Here is a 26,507-nt window from a genome sequence, read left to right as displayed (position 1 = left end):
GGCCGAGCTGAGGCTGGTAGTGACAGGGCCACCCTCCGCGGCGCGCCGCCTCATAGCATCGACCGGGTGAGCGACAACAAACTCGGCGCGTTCCTGCGCACCCGCCGCGAGGCCGTCACCCCGGCCGAGGTCGGCCTGCCCGAAGGCCCCCGCAGGCGGACGCCGGGACTGCGCCGCAGTGAGCTGGCGCTGCTCGCCGGCATCAGCGTGGAGTATCTGGCCCGACTGGAGCAGGGCCGCGACAACCACCCCTCACCCCAGGTGCTCGGTGCGCTGTGCGACGCGCTGCGGATGCCGCTGGACGACCGGCTGCATCTGCGGCAGCTCCTCAAGGGCGACGAGGACCACTTCCTGTGTGCCGTACGGCCGCTGCCGCAGCGTGATGTGCGGCCCACCGTACGGGCGCTCCTGAACCGGCTCGAACCCACACCGGCCGTGGTCGTGAACTATCTGGGCGAGATCGCCGCGTACACGGACGGCTACGAGCGGCTGGTCGGCCCGCTCGGCCTCCTGGACGCCGAGGTGCCGAGCCTGCCCCGCTACATCCTCAGCGACCCGCGCGCCAAGGAGGCCTATCCCGACTGGGAGCGGGCCGCCGACGAGCAGGTCGAGTTCATGCGGTTCGCGCTGACCCGGCAGGACCCGGTGACGATGGAGCTGGCCCAGGAGCTGACGATCACCGTCGGCAAGGCGTTCACCGACCGCCTCGCCACCCCGACGCGGCTCGCCCGGCGCAGCGGCACCGAGACGCTGCGGCATCCCGAGGCCGGCGAGCTGAGGCTCTCGTACGAGGTCCTCGAGCTCCCCGAGGCCGACGGCCAGCGGATGCTGGTGCATCTGCCGGCGGACGAGGCCACCGCCCGCGCACTCGACCTGCTCGACGGCCGCCGGCCCGGCTCGCTGCGGGCGGTCGGGGGCTGACCGGCCGCAGCAGCTCAGCGCTTCGCGGCCTTGCGGTTCGCCCGCAGCCACTCCTTGTTCATCGCCGCGATCGACGGCAGCGGGATGCCCTTCGGGCAGGCCGTCGCGCACTCGCCGGTAAGGGTGCAGCCGCCGAAGCCCTCGGCGTCCATCTGCCCGACCATGTCGAGCACGCGGGTCTCGCGCTCGGGCGCGCCCTGCGGCAGCACGTTGAGGTGGTTGACCTTGGCCGACGTGAACAGCATCGCCGACCCGTTGGGACAGGCCGCCACGCAGGCGCCGCAGCCGATGCACTCGGCATGCTCGAAAGCGAAGTCCGCGTCCGGCTTGGGCACGGGCGTGGCATGCGCCTCGGGGGCGGCGCCCGTCGGCGCGGTGATGTAGCCGCCCGCCTGGATGATCCGGTCGAAGGCCGAACGGTCCACGACCAGGTCCTTGACCACGGGGAACGCGGAGGCCCGCCACGGCTCGACGTCGATCGTGTCGCCGTCCTCGAAGGACCGCATGTGCAGCTGGCAGGTCGTGGTGCGCTCAGGCCCGTGCGCATCGCCGTTGATCACCAGGGAGCAGGCGCCGCAGATGCCCTCGCGGCAGTCATGGTCGAAGGCGACCGGGTCCTCGCCCTTGAGGATGAGCTCCTCGTTGAGGGTGTCCAGCATTTCCAGGAACGACATGTCCTGGGAGATGCCGTCCACCTCGTACGTGGACATCGCGCCGTCGGCGCCGGCGTTCTTCTGCCGCCAGACGCGCAGGGTGAGCTTCATGCGTAGCTCCGCTGAGTGGGGTGTACGTATTCGAAGGTCAGCTCTTCCTTGTGGAGTACGGGGGAAGCGCCCGTGTCGGTGAACTCCCAGGCGGCCGCGTACGAGAACTCCTCGTCCTTGCGCTCGGCCTCGCCGTCCGCGGTCTGCGACTCCTCGCGGAAGTGGCCGCCGCAGGACTCGCTGCGGTGCAGGGCGTCCAGGCACATCAGCTCGGCGAGTTCGAGGTAGTCGACGATGCGGTTGGCCTTCTCCAGGGACTGGTTGAACTCCTCGCCGGTGCCCGGGACCTTGATGCGCCGCCAGAACTCCTCGCGGATCTGCGGGATGCGCTCCAGGGCCTTGCGCAGGCCCGTCTCCGTACGTGCCATGCCGCAGAACTCCCACATCAGCTCGCCGAGTTCGCGGTGGAAGGAGTCCGGTGTGCGGTCGCCGTCGACGGAGAGGAGGAGGTTGAGGCGGTCCTCCGTCTCGGCCAGGACCTCCTGGACCACGGGGTGTTCGGGGCCCACCGCCTCGGTGAACGAGGTGCGCGCGAGGTAGTCGTTGATGGTGGACGGCAGCACGAAGTAGCCGTCGGCCAGACCCTGCATCAGAGCGGAGGCACCGAGGCGGTTGGCGCCGTGGTCGGAGAAGTTGGCCTCGCCGATCGCGAACAGGCCCGGGATCGTGGTCTGCAGGTCGTAGTCCACCCACAGGCCGCCCATCGTGTAGTGCACGGCGGGATAGATCCGCATGGGGACCTCGTACGGGTTCTCCGCGGTGATCCGCTCGTACATGTCGAAGAGGTTGCCGTACTTCTCCTCGACCTTGGCGCGGCCCATCCGCCGGATGGCATCGGCGAAGTCCAGGTACACGCCCTGGCCGCCGGGGCCCACTCCCCTGCCCTCGTCGCACACGTTCTTCGCGGCGCGCGAGGCGATGTCGCGGGGCACGAGGTTGCCGAAGGACGGGTAGATGCGCTCCAGGTAGTAGTCGCGCTCGTCCTCGGGGATCTCGTTCGCGGGGCGGGTGTCGCCCTTGGCCTTGGGCACCCAGATCCGGCCGTCGTTGCGCAGCGACTCGCTCATCAGCGTGAGCTTGGACTGGTGGTCGCCGGTGCGCGGGATGCAGGTCGGATGGATCTGCGTGAAGCAGGGGTTGGCGAAGTACGCGCCGCGGCGGTGGGCCCGCCAGATCGCGGTCGCGTTGGAGTTCATGGCGTTGGTGGAGAGGTAGAAGACGTTGCCGTAGCCGCCGGAGGCGAGCACCACCGCGTCCGCGAAATACGTGTCGATCTTCCCGGTGATCAGGTCGCGGGCGACGATGCCGCGGGCCCGGCCGTCGACCACGATCAGGTCGAGCATCTCCGTACGGGCATGCAACTCGACGTTCCCCGCGGCGATTTGGCGCGACAGCGCCTGGTAGGCGCCGAGCAGCAGCTGCTGTCCCGTCTGGCCGCGGGCGTAGAAGGTGCGGGAGACCTGGACGCCGCCGAAGGAGCGGGTGTCGAGCAGGCCGCCGTATTCGCGGGCGAAGGGCACGCCCTGCGCCACGCACTGGTCGATGATCTCGACGGAGATCTGCGCGAGGCGGTGGACGTTGGACTCGCGGGCGCGGAAGTCGCCGCCCTTGACGGTGTCGTAGAAGAGCCGGTGGATCGAGTCGCCGTCGTTGCGGTAGTTCTTCGCCGCGTTGATGCCGCCCTGCGCGGCGATCGAGTGGGCGCGGCGCGGGGAGTCCTGGAAGCAGAACTGGACGACGTGGTAGCCCTGTTCGGCCAGGGTCGCGCCCGCCGAGCCGCCGGCCAGACCGGTGCCGACGACGATCACGGTGTGCTTGCGGCGGTTGGCCGGGTTGACCAGCTTGGCCTCGAAGCGCCGCTTGTCCCAGCGCTCGGCCACCGGGCCTTCGGGCGCCTTGGTGTCGACGACCGGTTCGCCGGTCGCGTACTCCGCGAAGTTGTTCATGTCAGCTCACCACTCCGGTCATGACGGCGACGGGGACGGAGACGAAGCCCAGAGTCAGCACCAGGGCAAGGGTGTTGGCGCCCGTCTTGAGCAGGCGTTCCCGGCGGGCGTTGCCCACGCCGAGGGTCTGCGCGGCGCTCCAGAACCCGTGCCGTACGTGCAGGCCGACGGCGGTCACGGCGACGATGTAGATGACGTTGCCGTACCAGGTCGAGAAGGTGTCGATCACGTTCTGGTACGGGCGGCCGTGCTCGAAGCCGTCCGCGTGGACGGTGCCGGTGGTCAGGTCGAGGATGTGCCACACGATGAACAGGGCGAGGATGATCCCGCCCCAGCGCATGGTGCGGGTGGCGTAGCTCGCGCGCTTGCGCCGGTGCACGTACTTGGTCGGGCGCGCCTTGATGTCGCGCCGGCTCAGCTGGTACGCGGAGACGGCGTGCAGCACGACGGCCGCGACGAGCACGACGCGGATCACCCACAGCGTCCACTCGTAGTGCATCAGGGGCTCGCCGATGGTGCGCAGCCAGTGCGCGTACCCGTTGAACTCGTCCGAGCCGAAGAAGATCTTCAGATTGCCGAGCATGTGGGCGACCAGATAGCCGAGCATGATGAGCCCGCTCACGGCCATCACGGTCTTCTTGCCGATGGTCGAATCCCACAGAGAGCGTGCCGGGGAGGGTCGTTTACCCGGGGCGGTGCCCTTGACGGGCCGCGTTGCCAGAGCCATGGAGATGACGGTAGGGGCCAAGGACCTCATCGGTCCAAGACATGATCCAGCTCATTTCCATAGCCGATGCCTATCGTGCGGGTACGCTGCCGGTTATGCAGTTCCAACAGCTCCAGTACTTCGTCGCGGTCGCGGAGACCCTGCACTTCACGCGGGCGGCGGAGACGCTCCATGTGGCGCAGCCCTCGCTCTCCCAGCAGATCAAGGCGCTGGAGCGGGAGCTGGGTGCGGAGCTGTTCAGCCGGGCGCGCGGCAATATCGCGCTCACGGACGCGGGCGAGGCGCTGCTCCCCCTCGCGCGCCGCATCCTCGCGGACGCGGACACCGCACGCCTGGAGGTCCAGGAGCTGGCGCAGCTGCGGCGGGGCCGGGTCAGACTCGGTGCCACCCCGAGTCTGTGCACGGGCCTGCTGCCGGACATCCTGCGGGCGTTCCGCGACGAGTACCCCGGGGTCCAGCTGATCGTCGAGGAAGGCGGCTCGCACGACCTCGTCCGCGAACTGGCCCGCGGCGCACTCGACTTGGCGCTCGTGGTGCTGCCCCTTCCCACGCCCTCCCCCGCTCTGACCACGGTGGAGCTGCTGCGCGAGGACCTGGTGGTCGTCTCCGCCCCGGACGCGCCCGCGCCCGGCCGTGCGGGGCGTTCGGTACGGATCGCGGATCTGCAGGACGAACCGCTCGTGATGTTCCGGCACGGCTACGACCTGCGGGAGCTGACGGTGGCGGCCTGCCGCGCGGCCGGGTTCGAGCCGGACTTCGCGGTCGAGGGCGGGGAGATGGACGCGGTGCTCGGGTTCGTACGGGCGGGGCTCGGGGTCGCCGTGGTCCCGCGGATGGTGGCGATGCGGGCGGGCCTCGGCCTGCGGGTCACTCCGCTGACCCGCCCGGGCCTGCACCGGACGGTCGCCCTGGCCCACCGCAGCGACGTGGCGCCGCCACGGGCGGCGCGGGAACTGCAGCGGATGCTGACAGGGCACTTGAGTTGAGCCCCGCTTGCACGGAGGGGCATGGGAGCGGAGCGCCATCGCCCGCTGATGTCACAGCGCGGAGGGCCGGCTCGTCGCAGGGGGAAAGGAAACCCTGCGCACTCCGAAGGAGCCCGTCATGGATGTGGCCTACGCCGTCTTCGCCACCGTCACGATCGCCTACAACCTCTTCTCCGCCGGCGCCGACTTCGCCCGCTGGGAGCGGATCGCCGAGGGGATGGACCGGGTGGGCGTACCGCGCCGGATCCTGCCCTGGCTCGGCCTGCCCAAGGCTGCGGCCGTCATCGGCCTGATCGTCGGCTTCTGGATCCCGGCCATCGGGATCGCCGCCGCGGTGGGCCTGGTCGTCTTCTACGCACTGGCGATCGCCACCCACGTACGCGCGAAGGACTACACCTTCGGCCTGCAGTACCCGTTCCTGGCCCTGGCGGCGGCGACGCTGGCGCTGGGGGTGGTGAGCGCATAGTGGGGCGGATCTGTCACCCACCGGGCGCGGCGACCGCGTCGGCCGCGCCCGGTGTCGCTCGCGAAGAGCGTCACGCCCACCCGACCGCCCGCAGCACCGCCTCCGCCACCTCCGCCACGGGCCGGTGCGTGGCGTCCACGGAGCAGTCCGCCACCTGCGCCGCATCCAGGATTCCGGCGAGCTCGCCGGAGCGGTCCAGATGCCAGCGCAGACCAGCCGGGTCACCCGCGTGCCGGGCACGCAACCGGTCGTGCACCACAGCGAGTTCGACTTCGAGCCGGCATACGGTGAGCGGTACGCCGACCGCCTCCGTCAGCTCCCGCACCTCACCCTGATCCTCGGCGACCCCGGCGAGGACGAGGCGCCGCGCCCCGCCGTCCAGATACGTGACGGCCACGGCCCGAAGATTCCGCAGCAGCGCCCGCGAGTTGAACGGATCGCCCTCGGGCGCGGGCCAGACCTGGCACAGCCGGTCCAGGTCCACGACGCCGTGCGGGACACCGGCCTCGGCGAGCCGGTCACCGACCGCGTCCGCGACCGAGGTCTTGCCGACGCCGACGGTGCCGGTGAGGAGCACGGCCGCTCTCGTACGGGATGAGTCGATCATGCGGCCGATGCTAAGGCGCCCGCGGCGAAGCGACATCGATGCCGGAGCACCGTGGCACAGTGCCCCCGCTCACCCCACCGCATCCACCATCGCCAGCTCGTGCAGCTGGTCCGGCGGGCCCGGCCGTGCGTAGTACCAGCCCTGGGCCGTGTCGCAGCCCAGCATCCGCAGCTGCTCCGCCTGGGCGCCGGTCTCCACGCCCTCCACGGTCACCGACAGGTCCAGGCTGTGGGCGAGGCCCACGATGCCCTCGACGATCCGCAGATCCACCGGGTCGACCGGGAAGCGCTGCATGCCCTGCGTGAACGAGCGGTCCAGCTTCAGGATGCTGACGGGCAGACGCCGCAGATTGGCCAGGTTCGAGTACCCCGTACCGAAGTCGTCCAGGGCGATGTCGACGCCCATCTCGGCGAGACGGCGCAGCGGCTTGAGCAGATCGTCGTCCGCGCCGATCAGCGCCGACTCCGTGACCTCCAGGCACAGCGAGCCGGGCGCGAGGCCGGCCCGCTCGAGGATCTCCACGGTGTCGGCCACCAGGCCGGGGTAGTGCAGCTGGTGCGGGGAGAGATTGACGTTGATCCGCAGCGGCCCGGCGTCCGCGTGCCGCTCCTGCCACTCGCGGGCCTGGCGCACCGCCTGGTCGAGCACCCAGCGCCCGAGCGGCACGATCAGCCCGGTGTGCTCGGCGAGCGGGATGAAACGGTCCGGGCTGAGCACCCCGTGCTGCGGATGCGACCAGCGCACCAGGGCCTCGGCCCCGCGCACACTGCCGTCCGCCAGGTTCACCAGGGGCTGGTACTCGATGAAGAACTCCTCGCGGGCGAGCGCCGCGGGCAGTGCGGTGGTCAGGCCGTACCGGGTGATGGTCCGGGCGTCGGCCTCCGGGTCGGCGAGCTCATAGCGGTTGCCGCCGGCCGACTTCGCCCGGTACATCGTGATGTCCGCGCTCCGCAGCACCTCCGCCGGGCTGCGCTCCCCCGCCGGTCCCTCGACGATGCCGATCGAGCCGCGCACGGTCAGCTCACGGCCTTCGATCCGTACGGGAATGGCCAGCATGCTGAGGATCCGCGAGGCCAGCTCGTCGACCTCGCGCTCGGTGTCGGGTCCGGTCGTCAGCGCCACGAACTCGTCGCCGCCGAGCCGGGCCACCATCTCGCCGGGCCGGGTGGCGCAGGACTGCAGCCGGTCGGCGATCTCCACCAGGAGCCGGTCGCCGGCCGCGTGGCCCATGCTGTCGTTGATGGCCTTGAAGCCGTCGAGGTCGAGGTAGCAGAGACCGAAGCGGCGTCCCTCACCCGCGGCGAGCGCCTTCTCCAGGCGCTCGAAGAACAGCGTGCGGTTGGGCAGACCCGTCAGGGCGTCATGCGTCGCTTCGTAGCGCAGCCGCAGGTTGAGCAGTCGGCGCTCGGTGGTGTCCTCCATCAGGGCCAGTTGGTACTGCGGCCGTCCCTCGGCGTCGCGGAGGAGCGAGACCGTGAGGTTCGTCCACAGCACGGTGCCGTCCGCGCGGTAGTACGGCTTCTCCACCCGGTAGTGCTCGCGCCGTCCCTGCACCAACTCCTCGTACAGGCGCCACACCTGAGGCGCATCGTCGGGGTGCGTCCAGTCGGAGACCTTGCGGCCGCGCATGGCCACGTCCATGCCGCCCGCGCCGAACATCGTCTTCAGGGTGTCGTTGACCTGGAGGATGGTGCCGTCCAGATCAGCGATCCCGATGCCCACGGCGGCACCTTCGAAGACGGCGCGGAAGCGGGCCTCGCTGGTGTGCAGCGCCTCCGCCACCGCCTGCCGGGCCATCAGCGCGGCACGGGAGATCGCCTCCTGTTCGCCGAGGGTCCGCTCGCGCAGCGCCTCGGCGAACCCGCCGGCCATCGCGTGCTGCAGACGCGACGACCGCGCCCGCTGTGCCTCGCGCTCCGTCTCGTCCTCGGTGCCGCAGTACAGGACGAGGTAGGCGTCGACGACGTCCAGGGTCCGGATGAGTGCCTCGGGATCGGTGCAGTGCGCCTCGATCAGCCCGGCACCGACGCGGCGGCCGGCCGCCGCGTCGAAGGTGCGGGCGGTCAACGCCTCGCACAACTGCTCCGCCAGCGGCAGGAGTTGCTTCTCGAACTCGACCCGGGTGCGGGATGTCGCCGTCACCGGGAAGACGGCCCGGCTCCATATCGTGACGAACCGCCGCAGCCGCGAGTCCGGCCCGTCCGCCGCGGCCGGCTCGCCGCGGCCCTCCGCTTCGTTCACGTCAGCAGCCCCACACCCGCGTACCCCGAGAAGGCGTACGGGTCCTCCTGCTCCGGCGGGGTGTCCGGGCGCCACAGCGGCATGGAGACGAGCCCGGGTTCGACCATCTCGTAGCCCTCGAAGAACCGTCCGATCTCGTCGCCCGAGCGCATGATCAGCGGATTGCGGATGTCCTTGTAGACCCCGACCGTGCCGCCGGCCTGCTCCTGCGGGAGCGGTATCCCGTCGTACGAGGCGTGCGTGAGGATCAGCAGGCTGCCGGGCGCGAGCGCGTCCCGCAGCGTGGCGACCGCCTCGTAGGGGTCGTCGGAGTCCTCCACGAAATGCAGGACCGCCACCAGCAGCAGGGCCACGGGGCGGTCGAGGTCGAGCAGCCCGGACAGCTGCGGGCTGTCCAGGATCTCCCGCGGCTTTCTCAGGTCGGCGGCGAGCACCTCGGTGTCGGGGTTGCCCTCGAGCACGGCCTCGCTGTGCGCGACGGCCACCGGGTCGTGGTCCACGTACGCGACGCGGGCGCCCGGGTGCAGGCCCTGGGCGACCTCGTGGACGTTGCCGAACGTCGGGATGCCCGAGCCGATATCGAGGAACTGGGTGATGCCCTGGTCGACGGCGTATCCCACGGCCCGTCTCATGAAGGCACGATTCGCCTGCATGATCTTCGGCAGCCCCGGCATGAACTCCATGGCCTTGCGGGCCGCTTCGCGATCCGACTCGAAGTTGTGCGAACCACCTAGGTAGTAGTCATAGATACGCGAAACGCTCGGCACCGAGATATCGATGCCCCGCGGGGCCCAGGCGGGTCGCTCCATCAGATTCTCCCTGTTCGGCATCTGTGTTCGGTATCTGCGTTCGGCATCTCTCGGGCGGGTGACCGAGCCGGTGTTCGAGGCGAGGCTACTGATCGGCAGGAGGCGGGTCGAGTCGAACCGGAAATTGCTCGTCCGTTCTCGGTCACTGCCTCCGGCATGTGCATCTGCAGCTGCACGTGCAGCCGAATTCTCGTCACTTTTGGGGTAGTTCGGTGCGGTGGAACGCGACTCCCCACTTCCACAACGGACTTCTCCGGGTGTGACGCAAGTCCTTTTGGAATTTTGCACTTCCGGCCATCGGACTTCGGGCAAACAATACGGGCCGGTTCCTCCACCGCAGGGGTGTGGAGGAACCGGCCCGTGCCGCCGCACGCGGCGGGAGCGCCGCTACTTGGGTGCGCCGACGAGCTTGCCCTGGGGCGAGACGGCGTACCAAGTGCCGCCCACACCCTGCCCGTTGGTGTCACCGGGCGCCTGGTCGCCGGCGTAGGTGTACAGCGGCCAGCAGTCGATGGTCTGCTGCTGGAGGCCGTCAGGCCTGTCGAAGGTCACGAATCCCTTCTTGAGGATGCCTTCGGTGTCGTTCTTGTCCACGGGCTCGACGACGGGCCAGTTCTCGAGGCAGTCACCGGTGCAAGCCGACTTCATCGGCCAAGCGGAGTCCTTCTTGAAGCGGTAGACGGTCATTCCGTTCTTGTCGACGACGATCTCGCCGAGCTTCGGGTCCTTACGGGTGGACAGACCCGCGGGGTCGGCCTGCTCGCCGCCCGCGTCCTCGGCGGCGGGGGACGCCTTCTTGCCGTCGGGCGCCGCGGCGAACCATGTGCCGCCCACGCCCTGGCCCTTGGCGTCGCCGGGCTGCTTGTCCTTGGCGTAGCGGTACATCGGCCAGCCCGCGATGGTCAGCTGCTCAGTGCCGTCGGCCCGCTCGACCGAGCCGATCAGGGCCTCGTCCACGCCCGGCGCGGCCTTGGCGCCTTCGGCGGCGACCACGGGCCAGGCGGTCGCGCAGTCCCCCTCACAATTCGACTTGGGTGGTTTCGCCGTGTCCTCGTCGAAGCGGTAGAGCGTGAATCCCGCGCTGTCGGTGACGACCTCGCCGAGCTCCTTGCTGTCCCAGACAGCGAGCTGACCTGCGGGCTTCGCCGCGGCAGCCTCCGCCCCAGCATCTTCGCCCCCGCCGTATCCGTCTCCGTACCCGCCGTCGGCCGGTGCCGCGTTTCCCACGGACTGCCCGTTCGGCTCGTCGGAACCCTTCTCCTGACCGCACGCCGTCGTCAGCGCCAACAGGGCCGCTGCTGCCGCCGCGATCGAGGCGCTCCGCCAGGTCTTCATCCTGAACTCCCATGGTCCGCTGATGTGCTGCGGCGCCCGGATGCGCCGCACATGGCCCTAGGTACGCAAGCGGACGGCCGGTGCGTTCAACCCACTTCAAGATTTCTTTTCCCGTACGGCTCCCCCATCCCGCTGACCTGTGGTTTCCGCAGTCGATCCGCGGGCACCACGCACCCCGGGAAACCCGGAGGCAGCTAAATGGCCGAATTGCATCGCCTGACGCACCCTGAGGGCATGCCCTGGCAAGCGCCGATCGTGGTCCACCCGCCCCGTGCGGGGCACCCGGGACGCCGTGTCGAGGTACGCGGGGTCGCCCTGGGCACCGCGTACGACGACGCGGACCTCGTGGAGTTCCTGCGCCGCGCGGGGCTCAGCGATGCCGACATGTCCCTCGACGACCCCCATCTGGTCGAGTGGCGCGGACCCGGAGCGCACGCGTGGTGATGGCGGGGCCGCTCGACTGGTCCCTGGTCGACGGTCCGCTCCCGGTCGTGCTGCGGGTGCTCGGCCTGCTCTCGCTCGCCTTCCTGCTCATCACCCGCGACCGCCGCTGGTGGACCCGCTGGCTGCCGGCGGCCCTGGTGGCCGCCGCGCTCCTGACGTACCTGGTCAAGGTCATCGTCAACGACTGGTGGCAGCCCTTCCCCGACGAGCTGCCCTTCGAGGTCCTCTTCTGGATCGGCATCCTGCTGCTCGGCCTGCTGCTTGCCGCCTTCAAGATGCGCTTCCTGCGCTGGCGGAGCCGGCCCGCAGCCCTGTTCGCCGCGCTCTTCGTGTCCCTGTACGCGATGAACCAGGTCAACATCTACTTCGACAACTACCCGACCGTACGCACGCTGCTCGGCCCGCAGGACACGGTCAGCCTCAAGGACGCCACCGGCACCACGCAGCCCGTCCTCGAGGTGCCCGAGGGCAAGACGGTCGCTGACGTGTGGAAGCCGCCGAAGGACCTGCCCGCGAAGGGCACCCTGTCGCAGACCCCGATTCCGGGCGTGAAGTCCGGATTCAAGGCGCAGACCGCGTATGTCTATCTGCCGCCCGCCTACCACGCATCGCCGCGCCCCCTGCTGCCCGTGCTCGTGCTGATGCCGGGCCAGCCCGGAGCGCCGGAGAACTGGGTCACGTCGGGGCAGCTGCCGATGATGATGGACGAGTTCGCGGCGCAGCACGGGGGGCTCGCGCCGATCGTGGTCGTCGCGGACCCGCTGGGCTCGCCGTTCAACAACCCGCTGTGCGTGGACGGCAAGCTCGGCAAGGTGCAGACGTATCTCTCCGAGGACGTCCCCGACTGGGTCGCCACGCACCTGCAGGCCGCGAAGGACCGCAAGCAGTGGGCCATTTCCGGCCTCTCCAACGGCGGCACCTGCTCGCTGCAGATCGCCGTGAACGCCCCGCGGCGCTACGGCGCCTTCATCGACATCTCCGGCGAGGACGAACCCTCGATCGGCAGCCACCAGCAGACGGTCAACACCATCTTCGGCGGCGACGAGGCGGCCTTCCGCAAGGTCAACCCGATGGACGTGATGGCCCGGCAGAAGTTCCCCGACACCGCCGGCGTCTTCGTCGCGGGCACGGGCGACGCCACGTTCGGCCCCCAGGCCAAGGTGGTCTACGACGCGGCGCGCAAGGCCGGGATGCAGGTGCAGCTGATGGAGCTGCCCGGCGGCCACACCTGGCAGGTCTGGCGCCCCGGCCTGGAGAAGAACATCCCGTGGCTGGCGAAGCAGACCCGGCTCATCCCCTGATCCGGCGTCAGTTCCCCGCGCGACAGCACACCACGGCTGCCCGACCGGGCAGCGCCACGGCCCGGGTCCCACCAACGGCCCATGCGTATGCCCCATTCGTACGACAGCGATCGCGGCCGTACGGGCGCCTCCTTAGCGTTTCGGGCATCGAGGTGCATTTCCGGCAACAGCGGTAAGGTCCGCGGCTGCTCCTCGGGGACCCGGAGGACTCATCATGCGTGCGATACGCAGCTTCCCAGCGCTCGCTCTGCTCGCTCCCGCGACCGTCTGCGCCCTCACGATCGGCATGCCGCCCGCACAGGCCGAGGTGAAGACCGAGGCGAAGTCCGCGGTCATGGGCGACAACAACATCACCTCGTACGGATTCAGCGTCACGCCCTCGACCATCGCGGCGGGCGGCCAGGTGACGCTGAAGGTCGACGGCTGCTCGGACACGGCCACGGCCTCCTCGGGCGTGTTCGACACCGTGCGGATCTCCCCCGGACAGAGCGCCACCGCCACCGTGGACTGGGACGCCAAGCCCGGCGCGATGTACACCGTGACGTTCAGCTGCAAGGGCGAGACCGGGACCACGAACCTGACCATCGCCTCGGGCAGCGGCGGCTGGACCCATCAGCCCACCAACCCGCCGATCCACCACGGTGTGAAGGCAGGTATCGGCGGCAGCCTCGCCGACCTCGACTTCGGCGAGATCGCCTTCGGTGCCGTGCTCATCGCCGGCGCCCTGGGCTCGGCGCTGCACTTCGCGCGCCGCCGGCCGGCCGACGGCGAACACTCCTGAGCCCCCGACTCCTGAGCAGTGCACAGCACTTCGCCCCCGGATCCGTTCGGATCCGGGGGCGAAGTGCGTCTGCAGGGAAACCGTCAGGCCTTGGACTCGCCCCGGCGCCGCAGCCAGAACATCCCGCCGCCGGCCACCGCGGCCGCCACCAGGCCGGTGCCGATGGCGATGTCGGTGGAGGTGGCGCCGGCGTTGACGGAGCCGCCGGTGCCGCCGTGAGCGGGACCGATCACCGTGAGGGCCTGGGCCTTGGTGACCTGGGAACCCCTGCAGTGGACGGTGACGTCGTGGCGGCCGAACGAAGCGGTGTGGCTGATCTTCGGGTTGGCGTGGCCGCCGTTGCTGGTCCCGCTGAGCGGCGCGCTGCCGTGCTCGAACGCGCTCGAGTACACGGTGCCTCCGCCGCTGCACTCGGGGGCGACGACGTTCACCGCCACGTGGGTGCCGCGACCCGCGACGGTCGGGTCCACGCTGATGGTGGACGCGTCCCAGGCGCCGGCCGACGGTGCGGTGACGACGAGGAGAGCACCGGCGGCGCCCAGGGCCGCCAGGGCACGAGTAGTACGCATGTGGACCTCCGCGAAAGACGCCCCGGGGAATGTTCCCCCGGTCAATCGGCGAGAAGCGCCTTTCAGATCAGACCCTCGAACGCCCTGCGCTCACCCGCATTTCGGGGCTGGTCCGTACCGGTGAGCGACACGCCGAGCGCTTTTCCCCGAGCCGGATATCACCGCAGGTCACAGACCGTCAGAAATGTTCTCGGCAAGTCGACTCGGATGGCGCAGGCGGCCGCGTTCCACCACCCGTTCGCATCCGACCGATCGCCGCCCGCGCCCAATCCACTTAGCGTTTCCTGCATGCGCGAACGGCGTGGGACAACTGCCGCGTCGAGAGGGGACTGTGAATGGATTCGGCACACGGTGCTCAGGAGGAGGAGCCGCAGAAGAAGCGCGCCCCGTGGGGTGTCATAGCGCTTGTTCTGCTCACCGGCCTCGCACTGATCCGTAACGGGTCCGGCGAATTCGCCGTGGGGCCTCCGCAGCCGGCTTCGGCCGCCGAGGCGGTGACGGCGGGGGAACCCCGGGTGGTTGGCGTACAGGCACTGCCGTTCTCGATCGCCGAGCGGATCAGGATCGACCAGATCCAGGTGAACGCGCCGATCCAGCCGGTGGGCCTGGACGCGGAGGGCTGGGTGGACGCACCGCCGCCCGAGGACCCCAATCTGGCGGGCTGGTTCACCGGCGCCGTCTCGCCCGGCGAGAACGGCACCTCCGTGATCGTCGGCCATGTCGACAACAATCAGGGACCCGCGGTGTTCTACGGGCTCGGCTCCCTCAAAAAGGGAAACCATGTGGAAGTGAGCCGCAGGGACGGCAAGACGGCCGTATTCCAGGTGTACGGCGTCGAAGTGTTCTCGAAGGCCAACTTCCCCGGCGGGAAGGTGTACAACTCGACGGGTGCCCCCGAACTGCGTGTCATCACCTGCGGTGGCGGATTCACCAAGAAGGACGGCTACGACGGGAATGTGGTGGTCTTCGCCCGCCTCGTCGAGACCCGCTGAGGACACCTGATTCCCTGGCAGCCGGCATAGCGAAAGGCCCGCCCAACTGGGCGGGCCTTTCGCCGTATTGCCGGTCATTCGCGCAGACGACGACAGTGCGTCGTCGCGTATCAGGTAATCCTGCGCTGCGGAAGTCCGAACCTGTATCCGTCGTCGAGCAGCCGCGGCAGATAGATCCGCAGCGCCTCCACGCTCTGCCAACGGTTGCCGCCCGCATCGTGGTTGAGGATCACCACCCCTGAACCGGCCCCGCGCAGCACGTTGTCGACCACCTTGCGGGTGCCGGGCTCCGTCCAGTCGAGGGAGTCCGTGGTCCACGCGAGAGGCTCCATGCCGAGGCTCGCGCCGATCTCAAAGGCGTGCCGGTTCCACGCCCCGTACGGCGCACGGAACCACAAGGGGGCCTCGCCCACCGTCCGCCGCACGACCTCGCTGGTGGACTCGATCTCGCGCTGCACCCCGGAGCGCCGCAGCCTCAGCAGCTGCGGGTGGGTCCAGGTGTGGTTGCCGATGAGATGCCCGTCGTCGACCATCTCGCGCAGCAGGTCGGGCGACTGCTCGGCCATCTCGCCGCAGACGAAGAACATCGCGCGCACGTGGTGCCGGCGCAGGGTGCGCAGGATGTGCGGGGTGAAGCGCGGGTCGGGGCCGTCGTCGAAGGTGAGGACCATCGTGCGGTTGCGGCTGGCCAGGCGCAGGATCGGCTTGGAGCGGACGGGGGCCGCGGCCGGCAGCGAACGGGCGGGGCCGTAGCCCGCGATGGGCCTGAGCCGGTACGTGGCGGGCTTCTGCGGACGGCTGAGGGCGGGGGCGCCGCCCGCGGGGGCGGCCGGTGCGGACTGCGGGGTGCCGAAGCAGCCCGCGGTCGAGGCGAGGGGAACGAGAGAGAGTCCGGCGGCGCCGCGCAGCAGCGCCCGGCGCCCCGGAAGCAGTTCTTCCTTTTTCATGACTAATGCGTCGCACGGCCGGGCCCCCGCGCCGTACATCAACACGGGGGCCTGCGGGAAAGCACCTGTTGGAACCGTCAGAAGTGGCGGGCCGGTCAGCGGCGGCGTACAAGGGGGAACGGCAGCGTCTCGCGGATCGTCAGGCCCGTGAGGAACATGACGAGCCGGTCCACGCCGATGCCCAGACCGCCGGTGGGCGGCATCGCGTATTCGAGGGCGTCGAGGAAGTCCTCGTCCAGCTCCATCGCCTCGGGGTCGCCGCCGGCCGCGAGCAGCGACTGCGCGGTCAGACGCCGGCGCTGCTCGACCGGGTCGGTCAACTCCGAGTAGGCGGTGCCGAGTTCGGTGCCGAAGGCGACCAGGTCCCAGCGTTCGGCGAGCCGCGGGTCGGTGCGATGCTGGCGGGTCAGCGGGGAGACATCGGTCGGGAAGTCCTTGTAGAAGGTGGGCAGCTTGGTCTTCTCCTCGACCAGGCGCTCGTACATCTCAAGAACCACGTCGCCGCGGCCCATCTCGGCCGTGTACGGAACTCCGCTCTTGTCGCAGAGCCGGTGCAGCGCGGGCGGTTCGGTGTCGGCGGTGACCTCTTCGCCGAGCGCCTCGGAGATCGCCCCGTATACGGTCTTGACCGGCCAGAGCCCGGAGATGTCGTGCTCGACGAGCTTGCCGCTCTCGTCGGCCTTGCGGGCGACGGGCGAGCCGAAGGCGGCGGTCGCGGCGCCCTGGATCAGCTCGCGCGTGAGGTTGAGCATCACGTCGTAGTCGGCGAAGGCCTGGTAGGCCTCCAGCATCGTGAACTCGGGGTTGTGCTTGTAGGAGACGCCTTCGTTGCGGAAGGTGCGGCCCATCTCGAAGACCTTCTCCAGACCGCCCACGCACAGCCGCTTGAGGTACAGCTCGGGGGCGATACGGAGGTACAGGTCCAGGTCGTAGGCGTTGATGTGCGTCGTGAACGGGCGGGCGTTGGCGCCGCCGTGGATCTGCTGCAGCATCGGGGTCTCGACCTCGAGGTAGCCCCGCTCCAGCAGGCCCTGGCGCAGCGCCTGCACGGCGGTCGAGCGGGCCCGTACGACATCGCGGGCCTCCGGGTTGGCGACCAGGTCCACATAGCGGCGGCGGACCTTCGCCTCGGGGTCGGCGAGACCCCGGCGCTTGTCCGGCAGCGGGCGCAGGCACTTGCCGGTGAGCTGCCAGCTCGTGACGAAGACGGAGAGCTCGCCCTTGTCGGTGACACCGATCTCGCCGGTGGCGGTCAGGTGGTCGCCGATGTCCGTGGCCCGGGTGAAGGAGTCGAGAGCCGCCTGGTGTTCCTTGGTGAACACCAGCTGGAGGTCGCCCGACCAGTCCCGCAGATCCGCGAAGGCGACACCGCCGAAGTCACGGATCAGCATGACGCGGCCGGCAACCGTGACCTGCTCTCCCGTACGTGCGCCGGGCGCGAGGCCTGCGTGGGTGCTGCGCAGCTCGGCCAGCGTGTGGGTGCGCTGGGCGATGCCGACGGGGTACGGGTCGATGCCCTCGTCCTGGAGCCGTTCGAGCTTGCGGTGGCGGATGCGGACCTGTTCGGGCATGCCGGCGAGCGGATCGGACGTGCCCGAGCCGGCGGTGCCCAGGCCGAGTTCCTCGATCGGCGGCAGGCCCGCGGTGGTCGTCGGCTGCGCGAACTTGGCGGGTGTGTGCCCCTTGCCCCACAGCGCGCCCAGGCTCGGTACGGCGACGAAGCCCTCGGCGATACCGGAGGCCAGGGAGACCCGGGCGAGCGAGCCCGCGTCGCCGTAGCAGATGAAGCGCGGGTACCACTCGGGGTCGTACTTTGCGTTGGACCGGTAGAGCGCTTCGAGCTGGAACCACTTGGAGAAGAACAGCAGCAGCTTGCGCCACAGGCGCAGGACGGGACCCGCGCCGATCCGGGCGCCCTCCTCGAAGACCGAGCGGAAGACCGCGAAGTTCAGGGAGATACGGCGCACGCCCAGCTTGCCGACACTGGCGCAGAGTTCGGCGACCATGAACTCCATGACGCCGTTGGGCGCGCTGCGGTCGCGGCGCATCAGGTCGAGCGATATGCCGTCCTTGCCCCACGGGACGAAGGACAGCAGGGCGAGCAGCTTTCCGTCGGCGTCCATGCACTGCACCAGGAGGCAGTCGCCGTCCTGCTGATCGCCGAGGCGGTCCAGGGCCATGGAGAAGCCGCGTTCGGTCTCGGTGTCGCGCCAGGCGTCGGCGCGGTTGATGATCTGCTTCATCTCCGCGTCGGTGAGCATGGAGTGGCGCCGGATACGGCAGGTGGCGCCGGTGCGCTTGACGCGGTTGACGGCCTGACGCGTGACCCGCATGTCGCGGCCGTCGAGGTCGAACTTCTGCACGTACAGAATCGCCTCGTCGCCGAGCTGCAGCGCGCCCATCCCGTGGCGTGCGAAGGCCTTCGCGCCTTCCTCGGACGCGCCCATGACGGCGGGCGCCCAGGCATAGCGCCGGGCGATCTCCAGCCAGGCCTCGATCGCCTGGTCCCACGCGCCCGGGTCGCCCACGGGGTCGCCACTGGCCAGACAGACCCCGGCTTCGACGCGGTAGGTGACGGCGGCCTTGCCGTTCGGGGCGAAGACCACGGCCTTGTCGCGGCGGGTGGCGAAGTAGCCCAGCGAGTCGTTCTCGCCGTACGCACCGAGCAGCGCCCTGATGCGCGCTTCCTCGTCGCCGTGCAGGGCGGCTTCGAGACGCTGGGAGCGGAACAGCGTGAACGCGGCGTTCAGGAGCGCCAGGGCGCCGAACAGGCCGAGGAAGAAGTAGAGGGGCCGCGGCGGTGTGCCGTTGAAATTGCCGCTGGAGACCAGACCGCCGAGCACGCGGTTGGCCGCCCACGGAAGGCGGTGGCCGCGGTCCAGGGTGCCGGGGAACAGCTCGACCAGGCCCCAGCCGGCCAGGATCGCGAGCGCGAGGCCGCCGATGAGCACCCCGACCGCGCGCAGGAACTGTCCGCGCCGCGTCTGGCCGTAGAACTCCCGGTGGGCGAGGACCAGGACCACCAGCGCGATCCCGCAGACGATTGCCGAGGGGAGTACCTCTTTCCACTCCCCCTGCGCGATGAGGATGCCGTCCGCGATCAGGAGCAGTCCCAGGTACGCGACGACCAGGCGCCAGGCGATGGTCTTGCGCGAGGCGCAGGCGGCGGCGAGCAGCGTCAGGAACAGGGCGTACGCGAGGTTGGCGCTGACCGGCACCGTGGCGAGGTCGAGGGCCCGGGTGACCGGGCGGGCGAGGCGGCGCAGGGGGGCGATGACCGCGAGGACACCGCAGTAGAGGCCGAGCAGCCCGAAGAAGGTCGCGAAGACATCGGGGACCTTGCTCAGGAACCGGGAGGTGCCTGGTCCGAGCCGGTCCGCATCGTGCGTCTGGCCCTTGGGTATCGCGGCTTCCACGCTGGCGCTCATGGACCGACTCTAAGAACAGCCACGCCCGCCCGCCCGTCGAGCAGGGCCCACCGGGTCACATCCGCCCTCTGAGCAGGGCCGTCACGTCACTGCCGCCCTCAAAGCGGGGCCCGCAGGGTCGCACCCGGCGCGTGCTCGGCTAGCCTCACAGCGTGAGCGAAGAGCAGACGACCCAGTTCGAACGCGGTACGGACGGCCCCAAGGTGATCATGGTCGGGGTCGACGGCTCCGACACCTCGCTGCGCGCGGCCGCCTACGCGGGAGGCCTCGCACGACGGCAGAACGCGCTGCTCGCCGTGGTCTACGTACAGCCCGTGATGGCGGCGGGAGCCGCGCTCGGCGCCCCGGTCGGCGAGGTGACCGACGAGATCGCCGAGGGGCTCATCGCGGAGATCAAGGACGCGACCGAGCGGGTGAAGGACATCTTCTCGGTGCGCTGGGAGTTCCACACGTTCCGCGGCGACCCGTACAACGGCCTGGTCACCGCCGCCGACGAGCTCAAGGCGGACGCCGTGATCGTGGGCGCGTCCGAGCAGGCAGGACACCGGATCGTCGGGTCCGTGGCGGTACGTCTCGTGAAGGCGGGCCGCTGGCCCGTCACCGTGGTGCCGTAGCCCTAGGTCGCCGAAGTGGCCTTGTCCCCCTCGGGCCACGTGAACAGCACCACGTGCCAACGGTTGTTCTCGTGCAGCAGGTCCACCGACTGCCGGAGGGGCTGCCCTTCCTTGGCCGACGCCGTCAGAGCCGCCTTTCCCATGTAGTCCCCCATCTGCTCGTACTCGATGGGCGCTTTGGTGATCGTGAACCCCTTGCCACCGTTGGCCTCGATGAGCTCGTCGGCCTGCTGCCTGAACCACCGTTCGTCAGGGGCGGCGCCGACATCCAGCAGCGCGTTGATGTCTCGATCATTCAGAGCTTCGACGTAGCGTTCCACCGCTTGCGCAGCGTCTGGGGGTGGATCACCGGCTCGAGGGGCACCCCCAGCGTCGCCGGAGCTGCTGGAGCCGCAGCCCGCTGCTGCGAGCAGCGCGACGGCTGCTCCAAGGACAGGTCGCCCACGCATGTCTGCCTCCCCGTTTTGCCTTCATCCTCTCAGGCCGGCCAAGTCCTCGGTGCCGCGCGCCGAGTGACAACGTGCAAGACCACGGGCCGCAGCCATGAGGCACGGCTGCGGCCCGTGGTCCCTCTGCGACCTGCTCTCAACTGCCCATCATCAGCCCATCCTTGACCCCACCCCGGCTGAGCGTGATCCGCCGGATACGGTCCCGCAGGTCGGTGTAGTCGGCGCCGCGCTTGATCGCGGCGTTGAGGTTCACCACGCGGCCGTCGCCCGTGTCGAACCACTGCGGGATGAACTCCGCCCGGGACACCTGCCACCGGCCGCCGGCCTGCTGCGGCGGTACGAAGGTGAAGCGGCCGATCGTGCCCTGGTTGCCGCGCGGGTCGGAGGAGCCGGAGTAGTTGATCATCTCGCCGGCGATCTGGTCGCCCATCCCGTAGATCACCCAGGTGCCGTTGACCTTCTCGTACGGCTGCGGCACATGGGCGTGCGTACCGATGATGAGGTCGATGTCGGGGCGGCCGCCGGTCTTCGAGGCCGTGAGGCGCTTGGCGAGGCGGAGTTGGCGCGCGTCGGGTGCGTCCTGCCATTCGGTGCCCCAGTGCGGGCTCACCACGACCACGTCGGCGCCCGCCCTGCGGGCCGCACGCGCGTCCGCGATGATCTTCTTCTCATTGATCAGGTTGAGCGCCCAGGGCTGTCCCTTGGGGAGCGGATAGCCGTTGGTGCCGTAGCTGTACGCGAGATGGGCGACCTTGGCGCCGCCGGCCCGCAGGATCGTGGGCCGCTTGGCCTCGGCCGCGCTGCGGGCCGAACCGGCGTGCCGCACGCCGGCCTTGTCCAGCGCGTCGAGGGTACGGCGGATGCCCGCGGCGCCCGCGTCGAGCGTGTGGTTCGAGGCGGTGGAGCAGGAGTCGTAGCCGGTCGCGGCGAGCGCGGCGGCGACCTGGGGCGGGGACTTGAAGGCCGGGTAGCCGGTGTAGTCGCCGTTCGCTCCGTACACGGTCTCCATGTGGCAGATGGCCAGATCCGCCTTGGAGATCACCGGCTTCACACCGAGCAGCATCGGGCGGAAGTCGTAGCCGTCGCCGCCCGCGTCGGCGTTGGCCTGGCGGATGATCGACGCGTGCGGCAGGACGTCGCCGGACGCCACGAGGGTGAACCCCTTGGCGGGCGCGGGGGCGGGGCCGCCGGCGGCGGACGGGGCGGGTGGCTTCTTCGAGGACTCGGGCCCTGGTGCGGGGTCGGGCTGCCCGGCGCTGCAACCCACGACGGCGGCCGTCAGCAGCGCGGCGAGTGCCGCACGTGCGGTGTGTGCACGGAATGAACCAGTGCGTTCAGTCATCGACCGTGACTTTCCATGAGTGGTGAATGAACCGGCGGAGCGCGAGCGCAATCTCCGCAATCGAATCCATCCGGGGGCTGACGGGAAGTCAAGGAGCTTTGCCGCGTTCATCACGAATACGGAACGACTTGGCGGAAACGGAAGCTAATCACCCAATTCCGGGATCTTCGATTTCTCCGGACCGCCGGGCCGGGGCACGCGGGAATTCACCCCGCCGTTCGCATGGCCGTTCGTCGCACCGTTCGTCGCACCGCTCGACCTGCGCCGGAACCGTTCGGCGCACGGCTCGGCCGCCCGCTCGACTGGCGCCGCACGGGCGCTCCGCACGCTCCGGCCCCGCGGTTACGTTCACGGCGACGCGGCGACCAACCGGAGGAGTCAACGGTGACCACCGCCATGGAGCACCCCACCCGCACCCCCGAGCAGGAACTGGCCGAACTGCAGGAAGCCCATGGACGCGCCCTGTTCGGCTTTCTGCTCGGCCTGACCTACGGCGACCGGCAGCGCGCGGAGGACCTGGTCCAGGAGACCTTGGTGCGCGCATGGCAGCACCCCGAGGCGCTGCGCAGCGATCACGACTCGATGCGGCCGTGGCTGTTCACGGTCGGCCGGCGGCTCGCGATCGATGCGCGCAGGGCCCGCAACGCACGGCCCACCGAGGTCGGCGCGGAGGGCATGGAGCACGCGCCCGTGCATGTGATAGGCGACGGGCACGAGGAGCGGTCGGTGATCGCGCTCGATGTCCGCGAGGCGCTCACGACGCTGCGCCGCGAACACCGTGACGTACTCGTACAGCTCTACTACCGCGGGCACTCGGTGACAGAGGCCGCACAGGCGCTGGGCATCCCGGCGGGAACCGTCAAGTCCCGTTCGCACTACGCCCTTCGGCGGCTCAGGACCGTGCTGCCCGGATACGGCGCGGGGCCCCTGCACTGACGCCCCGGGCGTGAGCAGCCTCACCCCCTGAACCTCCAGATCATGGCGAACTCCGGTCCCCCACCGCCCTTAGTGTGAGGCGAGGACCAGGTGCGCCAAGCCCCTTGTGCACCGCCCGCACCACAGCGCACGTGACGCCCCTTCCGTCTGCCGCGGAGGGGTCGATTTCGAAACCACTGTGTCCAGTTGAGTAAAGCCGGACCCACGTGCGCGCCCGACGGTGAAGGCTGACCCCTCGGGGCTCGGAGGAGCCCCGAGGGGGCAGAGAAAGGGAGTAGGTGGATCGGTTGCTGCCCGACAGGAGTAACGGCAGGGGTACCGGCGAGCTGGCCGTGCCGATGGCATGGCTGTACGCGGAGTACATCGCCGACGAGCTGCTGCGCACCGGAGACCTCGTCCCGTCGAGCACCCTCGAGTTCCGGGCCGGCCGGCAGACGCTCGCGCTCACCATCTATCTGTCCGACCAGGCCGACGAGCTCGCCGGTATCCGCGTGGTGTCGCAGCTCGACGAGTGGCTCTCGCTGACCGCGTACGGCCATCCCTGGCAGGAGTGGGTGCACGAGCGGATGGAGCGCCGCACCGCCGAGGGCGGCGGGCCGGATCTCGCGCTGGCGACGGAGACCTGGGAGTGGCTGCAGCGCACCGAGCTGCTCGCGGCCGATCTGGACTCCTCGCTGCAGTGGCAGCGGGTGGGCATCGAGGTCGACGAGGACGAGCAGGTGTGGACGCCGGCCTGGGAACTGGGGCTGCCGCTCGGGCATTTGGCGATCCATCTGTTCTGACGGCCGCCGCTGCGTTCCGACGGCCGCGCCCCGTCACCGGCTCGAGTGCACCCCTGCCCGGTACTTGGGCACCCGTACGGTGATCTTCATGCCCGCGCCCTGCCCCGTCTCGATGACGAGGCCGTGGTCGTCCCCGTACACCTGCCGCAGCCGGTCGTCGACGTTGGACAGGCCGAGGCCGTTGGAGCCGGCACCCTGCGGCAGTTGCTCGCCCGCGAGGATCCGGCGCAGGAGCGCCGGATCCATGCCGACGCCGTCGTCCTCGATGACGACCAGGGCCTCGGCGCCCTCGTCCTGCGCGGAGATGGAGATACGGCACTTGTCCCGCGAGTCCTCCAGGCCGTGCTTGACGGCGTTCTCGACCAGCGGCTGCAGACACAGGAAAGGCAGCGCGACCGGCAGCACCTCGGGCGCGACCTGGAGGGTCACCTGGAGTCGGTCGCCGAAGCGGGCTCCGGCGAGTGCGAGGTACTGCTCGATGGAGCGCAGTTCGTCGGCGAGGGTGGTGAAGTCGCCGTGCCTGCGGAAGGAGTAGCGGGTGAAGTCGGCGAATTCCAGGAGGAGTTCGCGGGCCCGCTCGGGGTCGGTACGGACGAAGGACGCGATCGCGGCCAGCGAGTTGAAGATGAAGTGCGGGGAGATCTGGGCGCGCAGGGCGCGGATCTCGGCCTCTATGAGGCGGGTACGGGAGCGGTCGAGTTCGGCGAGTTCCAGCTGTACGGAGACCCAGCGGGCCACTTCGGTGGCGGCCCGCACCAGGACGGCGGACTCGCGTGAGCCGTAGGCGACCAGCGCGCCGAGTATGCCGTCCTCGCCGGTGAGCGGGGCGACGACGGCCCAGCGCAGCGGGCATTCGGGCAGCTCGCACTCGGTGTGCACGCTCAAGCTGCGCCCGGAGTCGAGGAGTTGGCCGACCCGGCGCATCACGGGTTCGTTGTGGTGGCCGAGCCCGGGCCCGTCCCAGGCGAGGACGCGTTCGCGGTCGGTCAGGCACAGGGCTTCGGTGCCAAGCAGCGAGCGCAGCCGTTTGGCGGCCTTGCGGGCGGTGTCCTCGGTGAGGCCGGCGCGCAGCGGGGGCGCGGCGAGCGAGGCGGTGTGCAGGGTGTGGAAGGTGGCGCGCTCGACCGGGGTGCCGAGGTCGAGATCGACCTCGCCGCGGCGGGCCGTGAAGCGGCCGAGCAGGATCCCGGCCGCGAGCACGACCACGCCCGCCACGACCAGGGCCGCAATCCCGATACCGGTCATCGCTCGCCCGCCTCCTGCTGTTCGCCGTGCGGACGCGCACGGCGCTCGCCGCGCGCGTCCGTGCGCCGCCCGCCGTCCCGCACTGCGCGCTTGTCGTACTGCACTGCACGCTTGTCGTGGGCCCGCAGTTCACGCAGCGGCTGTTCGCCGCGGCGCCGTTCGGAGAAGTCCTCCGGCAGATGCAGCCGGGCCAGGATCGCCGCCGTGCCCGTGGGGATACGGGACGGTGTGAGCAGCGATACGGCGATCATCGTGAGGAAGCCGAGCGGCACCGACCACACCGCGGGCCAGGCGAGCAGCGTGTGCGCCCAGCCCGCCGAGGGCAGTCCGGTGCGGGTCGCGAGCACGGCGGTGAGCGCCGCCCCTCCCCCGATGACCAGACCGGCCACGGCGCCCGGCGGGGTGAGCCTGCGCCACCAGATGCCGAGCACGAGGAGCGGACAGAACGACGAGGCCGATACGGCGAAGGCCAGCCCGACCGCGTCGGCGACCGGCACATTGGTCGCGATCAGCGAGACCCCGAAGGGGGCGGCCATCGCGAGCACGGCCGCGATCCTGAAGTGCCCGACCCCGCGCGCGGGGAGCACGTCCTGGTGCAGCACCCCGGCCACCGCGAGCGTCAGACCGGACGCGGTGGACAGGAACGCCGCGAACGCGCCGCCCGCGAGCAGCGCGCCGAGCAGATCGCCGCCCACTCCCCCGATGAGCCGCTCGGGCAGCACGAGCACGGCCGCGTCGGCGTCGCCGGTGAGCGAGAGTTCGGGGGCGTAGATCCGGCCGAGCGCGCCGTAGACGGGCGGAAGGAGATAGAAGGCGCCGACCAGGCCGAGCACGACGAGCGTGGTGCGGCGGGCCGCGCGTCCGTTGGGGCTGGTGTAGAAGCGGACGGCGACATGGGGCAGGCCCATGGTGCCGAGGAACGTGGCGAGGATCAGTCCGTACGTGGCGTAGAGCCGGTACTCGTCACGGTCGCCGGCGAGCGGCCGTGACCAGTTGGAGGTGCCGGTCCCGGTGTGTTCCTTGGTCTCCGGCACGGGTGTGCCCGCCGGAAAGCCCAGCCGGGTGCCGGCCTCGACGCGGTGGGTGCCTTCGCCGAGCGCGACGCGCTGCTTCTCGTACGCGGTGTCGTCGATCGTTCCGTCGACGGTGAGCTTGATCGGGGCGTCGAGCTCGATGCGTACGGTGTCGTCGATGCGCACCGACGTGTGCTCGCGGAAGACGGCCGGGGCGTCGAACGTGGCGCGCGGGGTGTTGTCGCCGAACCAGGCGACCACCAGAAACAGCGCGGGGACGAGCAGCGCGGTGAGCTTCAGCCAGTACTGGAAGGCCTGTACGAAGGTGATCGAGCGCATGCCGCCGGCCGCGACCGCGCCCGTGACGACCAGGGCCACGACCAGGCTGCCGACCCAGTCGGGCGAGCCGGTGAGGATCTCCAGGGTGAGCCCGGCGCCCTGGAGTTGGGGCAGCAGATAGAGCCAGCCGATGCCCACGACGAAGAGGCTCGCGAAGCGGCGCACCGTATGGGATTCGAGGCGGGCCTCGGCGAAGTCGGAGAGCGTGTACGCACCGGAGCGGCGCAGCGGGGCCGCGACCAGGATGAGCAGCACGAGATAGCCGGCGGTGTAGCCGACCGGGTACCAGAGCATGTCCGGGCCCTGCAGGAGCACCAGGCCCGCGACGCCGAGGAAGGAGGCGGCGGAGAGGTACTCGCCGCTGATGGCCGCCGCGTTGAGGCCGGGCTGGACGGTGCGGGACGCGACGTAGAAGTCCGAGGTCGTACGGGAGATCCGCAGGCCCAGGGCGCCGATGAGGACCGTGGCGAGCACCACGACCGTCACGGCGGTCACCGCGTAGGTCTGGTTCACGGGCTCGGTG

24 protein-coding genes are annotated in these 26,507 nt (G+C 70.3%); 10 read left to right on the top strand and 14 right to left on the bottom strand.

Features of this window, described 5'->3' with window-relative positions; genetic code table 11:
* Window positions 1–66: 66 nt before the first annotated feature.
* Entirely contained in the window at window positions 67–921 is an 855-nt protein-coding gene (locus H9Y04_RS14760) for a helix-turn-helix domain-containing protein (protein ID WP_187814266.1), read from the top strand.
* Between the two features lie 14 nt (window positions 922–935).
* Here H9Y04_RS14760 and H9Y04_RS14755 read toward each other — a convergent pair whose 3' ends face one another.
* The 3 genes from H9Y04_RS14755 to H9Y04_RS14745 are packed head-to-tail and all read right to left on the bottom strand — an operon-like array spanning window position 936 to window position 4,358.
* Window positions 936–1,685 carry a succinate dehydrogenase/fumarate reductase iron-sulfur subunit gene (locus H9Y04_RS14755; protein ID WP_187814265.1) on the bottom strand — a complete coding sequence of 250 codons (750 nt, stop codon included), beginning with the start codon at window positions 1,683–1,685 and terminating at the stop codon, window positions 936–938.
* Window positions 1,682–3,631, bottom strand: coding sequence for a fumarate reductase/succinate dehydrogenase flavoprotein subunit (locus H9Y04_RS14750; protein ID WP_187814264.1), 1,950 nt, complete (start codon window positions 3,629–3,631; stop codon window positions 1,682–1,684). Before H9Y04_RS14750 ends, H9Y04_RS14755 begins: the two co-directional genes overlap by 4 nt.
* A 1-nt stretch (window position 3,632) precedes the next feature.
* Entirely contained in the window at window positions 3,633–4,358 is a 726-nt protein-coding gene (locus H9Y04_RS14745; RefSeq protein ID WP_187814263.1) for a succinate dehydrogenase, read from the bottom strand.
* Between the two features lie 95 nt (window positions 4,359–4,453).
* Here H9Y04_RS14745 and H9Y04_RS14740 point away from each other — a divergent pair, with 95 nt between their 5' ends.
* Both H9Y04_RS14740 and H9Y04_RS14735 read left to right on the top strand, forming a co-directional pair.
* Window positions 4,454–5,344: a LysR family transcriptional regulator gene (locus tag H9Y04_RS14740; protein ID WP_187814262.1), complete on the top strand. Its 891-nt coding sequence runs from the start codon at window positions 4,454–4,456 to the stop codon at window positions 5,342–5,344.
* A 118-nt stretch (window positions 5,345–5,462) separates the two neighbouring features.
* Complete coding sequence (locus tag H9Y04_RS14735) at window positions 5,463–5,810, top strand: DoxX family protein (RefSeq protein ID WP_187814261.1); 348 nt, start codon at window positions 5,463–5,465, stop codon at window positions 5,808–5,810.
* Between the two features lie 70 nt (window positions 5,811–5,880).
* Here the strand turns inward: H9Y04_RS14735 and H9Y04_RS14730 are convergent, their stop codons facing one another.
* From H9Y04_RS14730 to H9Y04_RS14715, 4 genes are all read right to left on the bottom strand, one after another.
* Window positions 5,881–6,417 carry a DEAD/DEAH box helicase family protein gene (locus H9Y04_RS14730; RefSeq protein WP_187814260.1) on the bottom strand — a complete coding sequence of 179 codons (537 nt, stop codon included), beginning with the start codon at window positions 6,415–6,417 and terminating at the stop codon, window positions 5,881–5,883.
* Window positions 6,418–6,486: 69 nt separating this feature from the next.
* A complete protein-coding gene (locus H9Y04_RS14725; RefSeq protein WP_187814259.1) occupies window positions 6,487–8,658 on the bottom strand; it encodes a putative bifunctional diguanylate cyclase/phosphodiesterase in 2,172 nt (723 codons plus the stop codon).
* A complete protein-coding gene (locus tag H9Y04_RS14720) occupies window positions 8,655–9,467 on the bottom strand; it encodes an SAM-dependent methyltransferase (protein ID WP_187814258.1) in 813 nt (270 codons plus the stop codon). The genes H9Y04_RS14725 and H9Y04_RS14720 overlap by 4 nt, the downstream gene beginning before the upstream one ends.
* A gap of 387 nt (window positions 9,468–9,854) precedes the next feature.
* Window positions 9,855–10,802 carry an SCO0930 family lipoprotein gene (locus H9Y04_RS14715; protein ID WP_187814257.1) on the bottom strand — a complete coding sequence of 316 codons (948 nt, stop codon included), beginning with the start codon at window positions 10,800–10,802 and terminating at the stop codon, window positions 9,855–9,857.
* A 234-nt stretch (window positions 10,803–11,036) separates the two neighbouring features.
* On the opposite strand from H9Y04_RS14715, the gene H9Y04_RS14710 reads away from it, so the two are divergent.
* The 3 genes from H9Y04_RS14710 to H9Y04_RS14700 all read left to right on the top strand — a co-directional run bounded on the left by H9Y04_RS14710 (window position 11,037) and on the right by H9Y04_RS14700 (window position 13,328).
* Window positions 11,037–11,246 carry a hypothetical protein gene (locus H9Y04_RS14710; RefSeq protein WP_165329804.1) on the top strand — a complete coding sequence of 70 codons (210 nt, stop codon included), beginning with the start codon at window positions 11,037–11,039 and terminating at the stop codon, window positions 11,244–11,246.
* Complete coding sequence (locus H9Y04_RS14705) at window positions 11,246–12,547, top strand: alpha/beta hydrolase (RefSeq protein ID WP_187814459.1); 1,302 nt, start codon at window positions 11,246–11,248, stop codon at window positions 12,545–12,547. Before H9Y04_RS14710 ends, H9Y04_RS14705 begins: the two co-directional genes overlap by 1 nt.
* Before the next feature lie 214 nt (window positions 12,548–12,761).
* Window positions 12,762–13,328, top strand: a complete 567-nt coding sequence (locus H9Y04_RS14700) for a hypothetical protein (protein WP_187814256.1) — start codon at window positions 12,762–12,764, stop codon at window positions 13,326–13,328.
* Window positions 13,329–13,411: 83 nt separating this feature from the next.
* Here H9Y04_RS14700 and H9Y04_RS14695 read toward each other — a convergent pair whose 3' ends face one another.
* Window positions 13,412–13,897 (bottom strand): hypothetical protein, encoded by a 486-nt coding sequence (locus H9Y04_RS14695; RefSeq protein ID WP_187814255.1) that lies wholly within the window; start codon window positions 13,895–13,897, stop codon window positions 13,412–13,414.
* 335 nt (window positions 13,898–14,232) lie between these two features.
* On the opposite strand from H9Y04_RS14695, the gene H9Y04_RS14690 reads away from it, so the two are divergent.
* Complete coding sequence (locus H9Y04_RS14690; RefSeq protein WP_187814254.1) at window positions 14,233–14,889, top strand: class F sortase; 657 nt, start codon at window positions 14,233–14,235, stop codon at window positions 14,887–14,889.
* A gap of 110 nt (window positions 14,890–14,999) precedes the next feature.
* On the opposite strand, the gene H9Y04_RS14685 is transcribed toward H9Y04_RS14690, so the two are convergent.
* Complete coding sequence (locus tag H9Y04_RS14685) at window positions 15,000–15,836, bottom strand: polysaccharide deacetylase family protein (protein ID WP_187814253.1); 837 nt, start codon at window positions 15,834–15,836, stop codon at window positions 15,000–15,002.
* A 95-nt stretch (window positions 15,837–15,931) separates the two neighbouring features.
* Window positions 15,932–19,264 carry a bifunctional lysylphosphatidylglycerol synthetase/lysine--tRNA ligase LysX gene (gene lysX, locus H9Y04_RS14680; RefSeq protein ID WP_187814252.1) on the bottom strand — a complete coding sequence of 1,111 codons (3,333 nt, stop codon included), beginning with the start codon at window positions 19,262–19,264 and terminating at the stop codon, window positions 15,932–15,934.
* Window positions 19,265–19,473: 209 nt separating this feature from the next.
* Here lysX and H9Y04_RS14675 point away from each other — a divergent pair, with 209 nt between their 5' ends.
* Window positions 19,474–19,878, top strand: a complete 405-nt coding sequence (locus H9Y04_RS14675; protein ID WP_214661268.1) for a universal stress protein — start codon at window positions 19,474–19,476, stop codon at window positions 19,876–19,878.
* Between the two features lie 2 nt (window positions 19,879–19,880).
* Here the strand turns inward: H9Y04_RS14675 and H9Y04_RS14670 are convergent, their stop codons facing one another.
* Together H9Y04_RS14670 and H9Y04_RS14665 are read right to left on the bottom strand one after the other, a co-directional pair.
* Complete coding sequence (locus H9Y04_RS14670) at window positions 19,881–20,198, bottom strand: hypothetical protein (protein ID WP_187814250.1); 318 nt, start codon at window positions 20,196–20,198, stop codon at window positions 19,881–19,883.
* A 265-nt stretch (window positions 20,199–20,463) separates the two neighbouring features.
* Window positions 20,464–21,669 (bottom strand): CapA family protein, encoded by a 1,206-nt coding sequence (locus tag H9Y04_RS14665; RefSeq protein WP_187814249.1) that lies wholly within the window; start codon window positions 21,667–21,669, stop codon window positions 20,464–20,466.
* Between the two features lie 396 nt (window positions 21,670–22,065).
* On the opposite strand from H9Y04_RS14665, the gene H9Y04_RS14660 reads away from it, so the two are divergent.
* Together H9Y04_RS14660 and H9Y04_RS14655 are read left to right on the top strand one after the other, a co-directional pair.
* Window positions 22,066–22,605: a sigma-70 family RNA polymerase sigma factor gene (locus H9Y04_RS14660; protein ID WP_187814458.1), complete on the top strand. Its 540-nt coding sequence runs from the start codon at window positions 22,066–22,068 to the stop codon at window positions 22,603–22,605.
* A 338-nt stretch (window positions 22,606–22,943) separates the two neighbouring features.
* Entirely contained in the window at window positions 22,944–23,387 is a 444-nt protein-coding gene (locus H9Y04_RS14655; RefSeq protein WP_187814457.1) for a hypothetical protein, read from the top strand.
* A 33-nt stretch (window positions 23,388–23,420) separates the two neighbouring features.
* Here the strand turns inward: H9Y04_RS14655 and H9Y04_RS14650 are convergent, their stop codons facing one another.
* On the bottom strand, window positions 23,421–24,632 hold the full coding sequence (locus H9Y04_RS14650) for a histidine kinase (protein WP_187814248.1): 1,212 nt from the start codon (window positions 24,630–24,632) through the stop codon (window positions 23,421–23,423).
* Complete coding sequence (locus H9Y04_RS14645) at window positions 24,629–26,497, bottom strand: sodium/solute symporter (RefSeq protein WP_187814247.1); 1,869 nt, start codon at window positions 26,495–26,497, stop codon at window positions 24,629–24,631. The genes H9Y04_RS14650 and H9Y04_RS14645 overlap by 4 nt, the downstream gene beginning before the upstream one ends.
* Between the last annotated feature and the right edge of the window lie 10 nt (window positions 26,498–26,507).

Source organism: Streptomyces polyasparticus (assembly GCF_014493765.1).
Taxonomy (GTDB): Bacteria; Actinomycetota; Actinomycetes; order Streptomycetales; family Streptomycetaceae; genus Streptomyces; species Streptomyces polyasparticus.
This window is presented reverse-complemented; position numbering and strand designations above follow the sequence as displayed.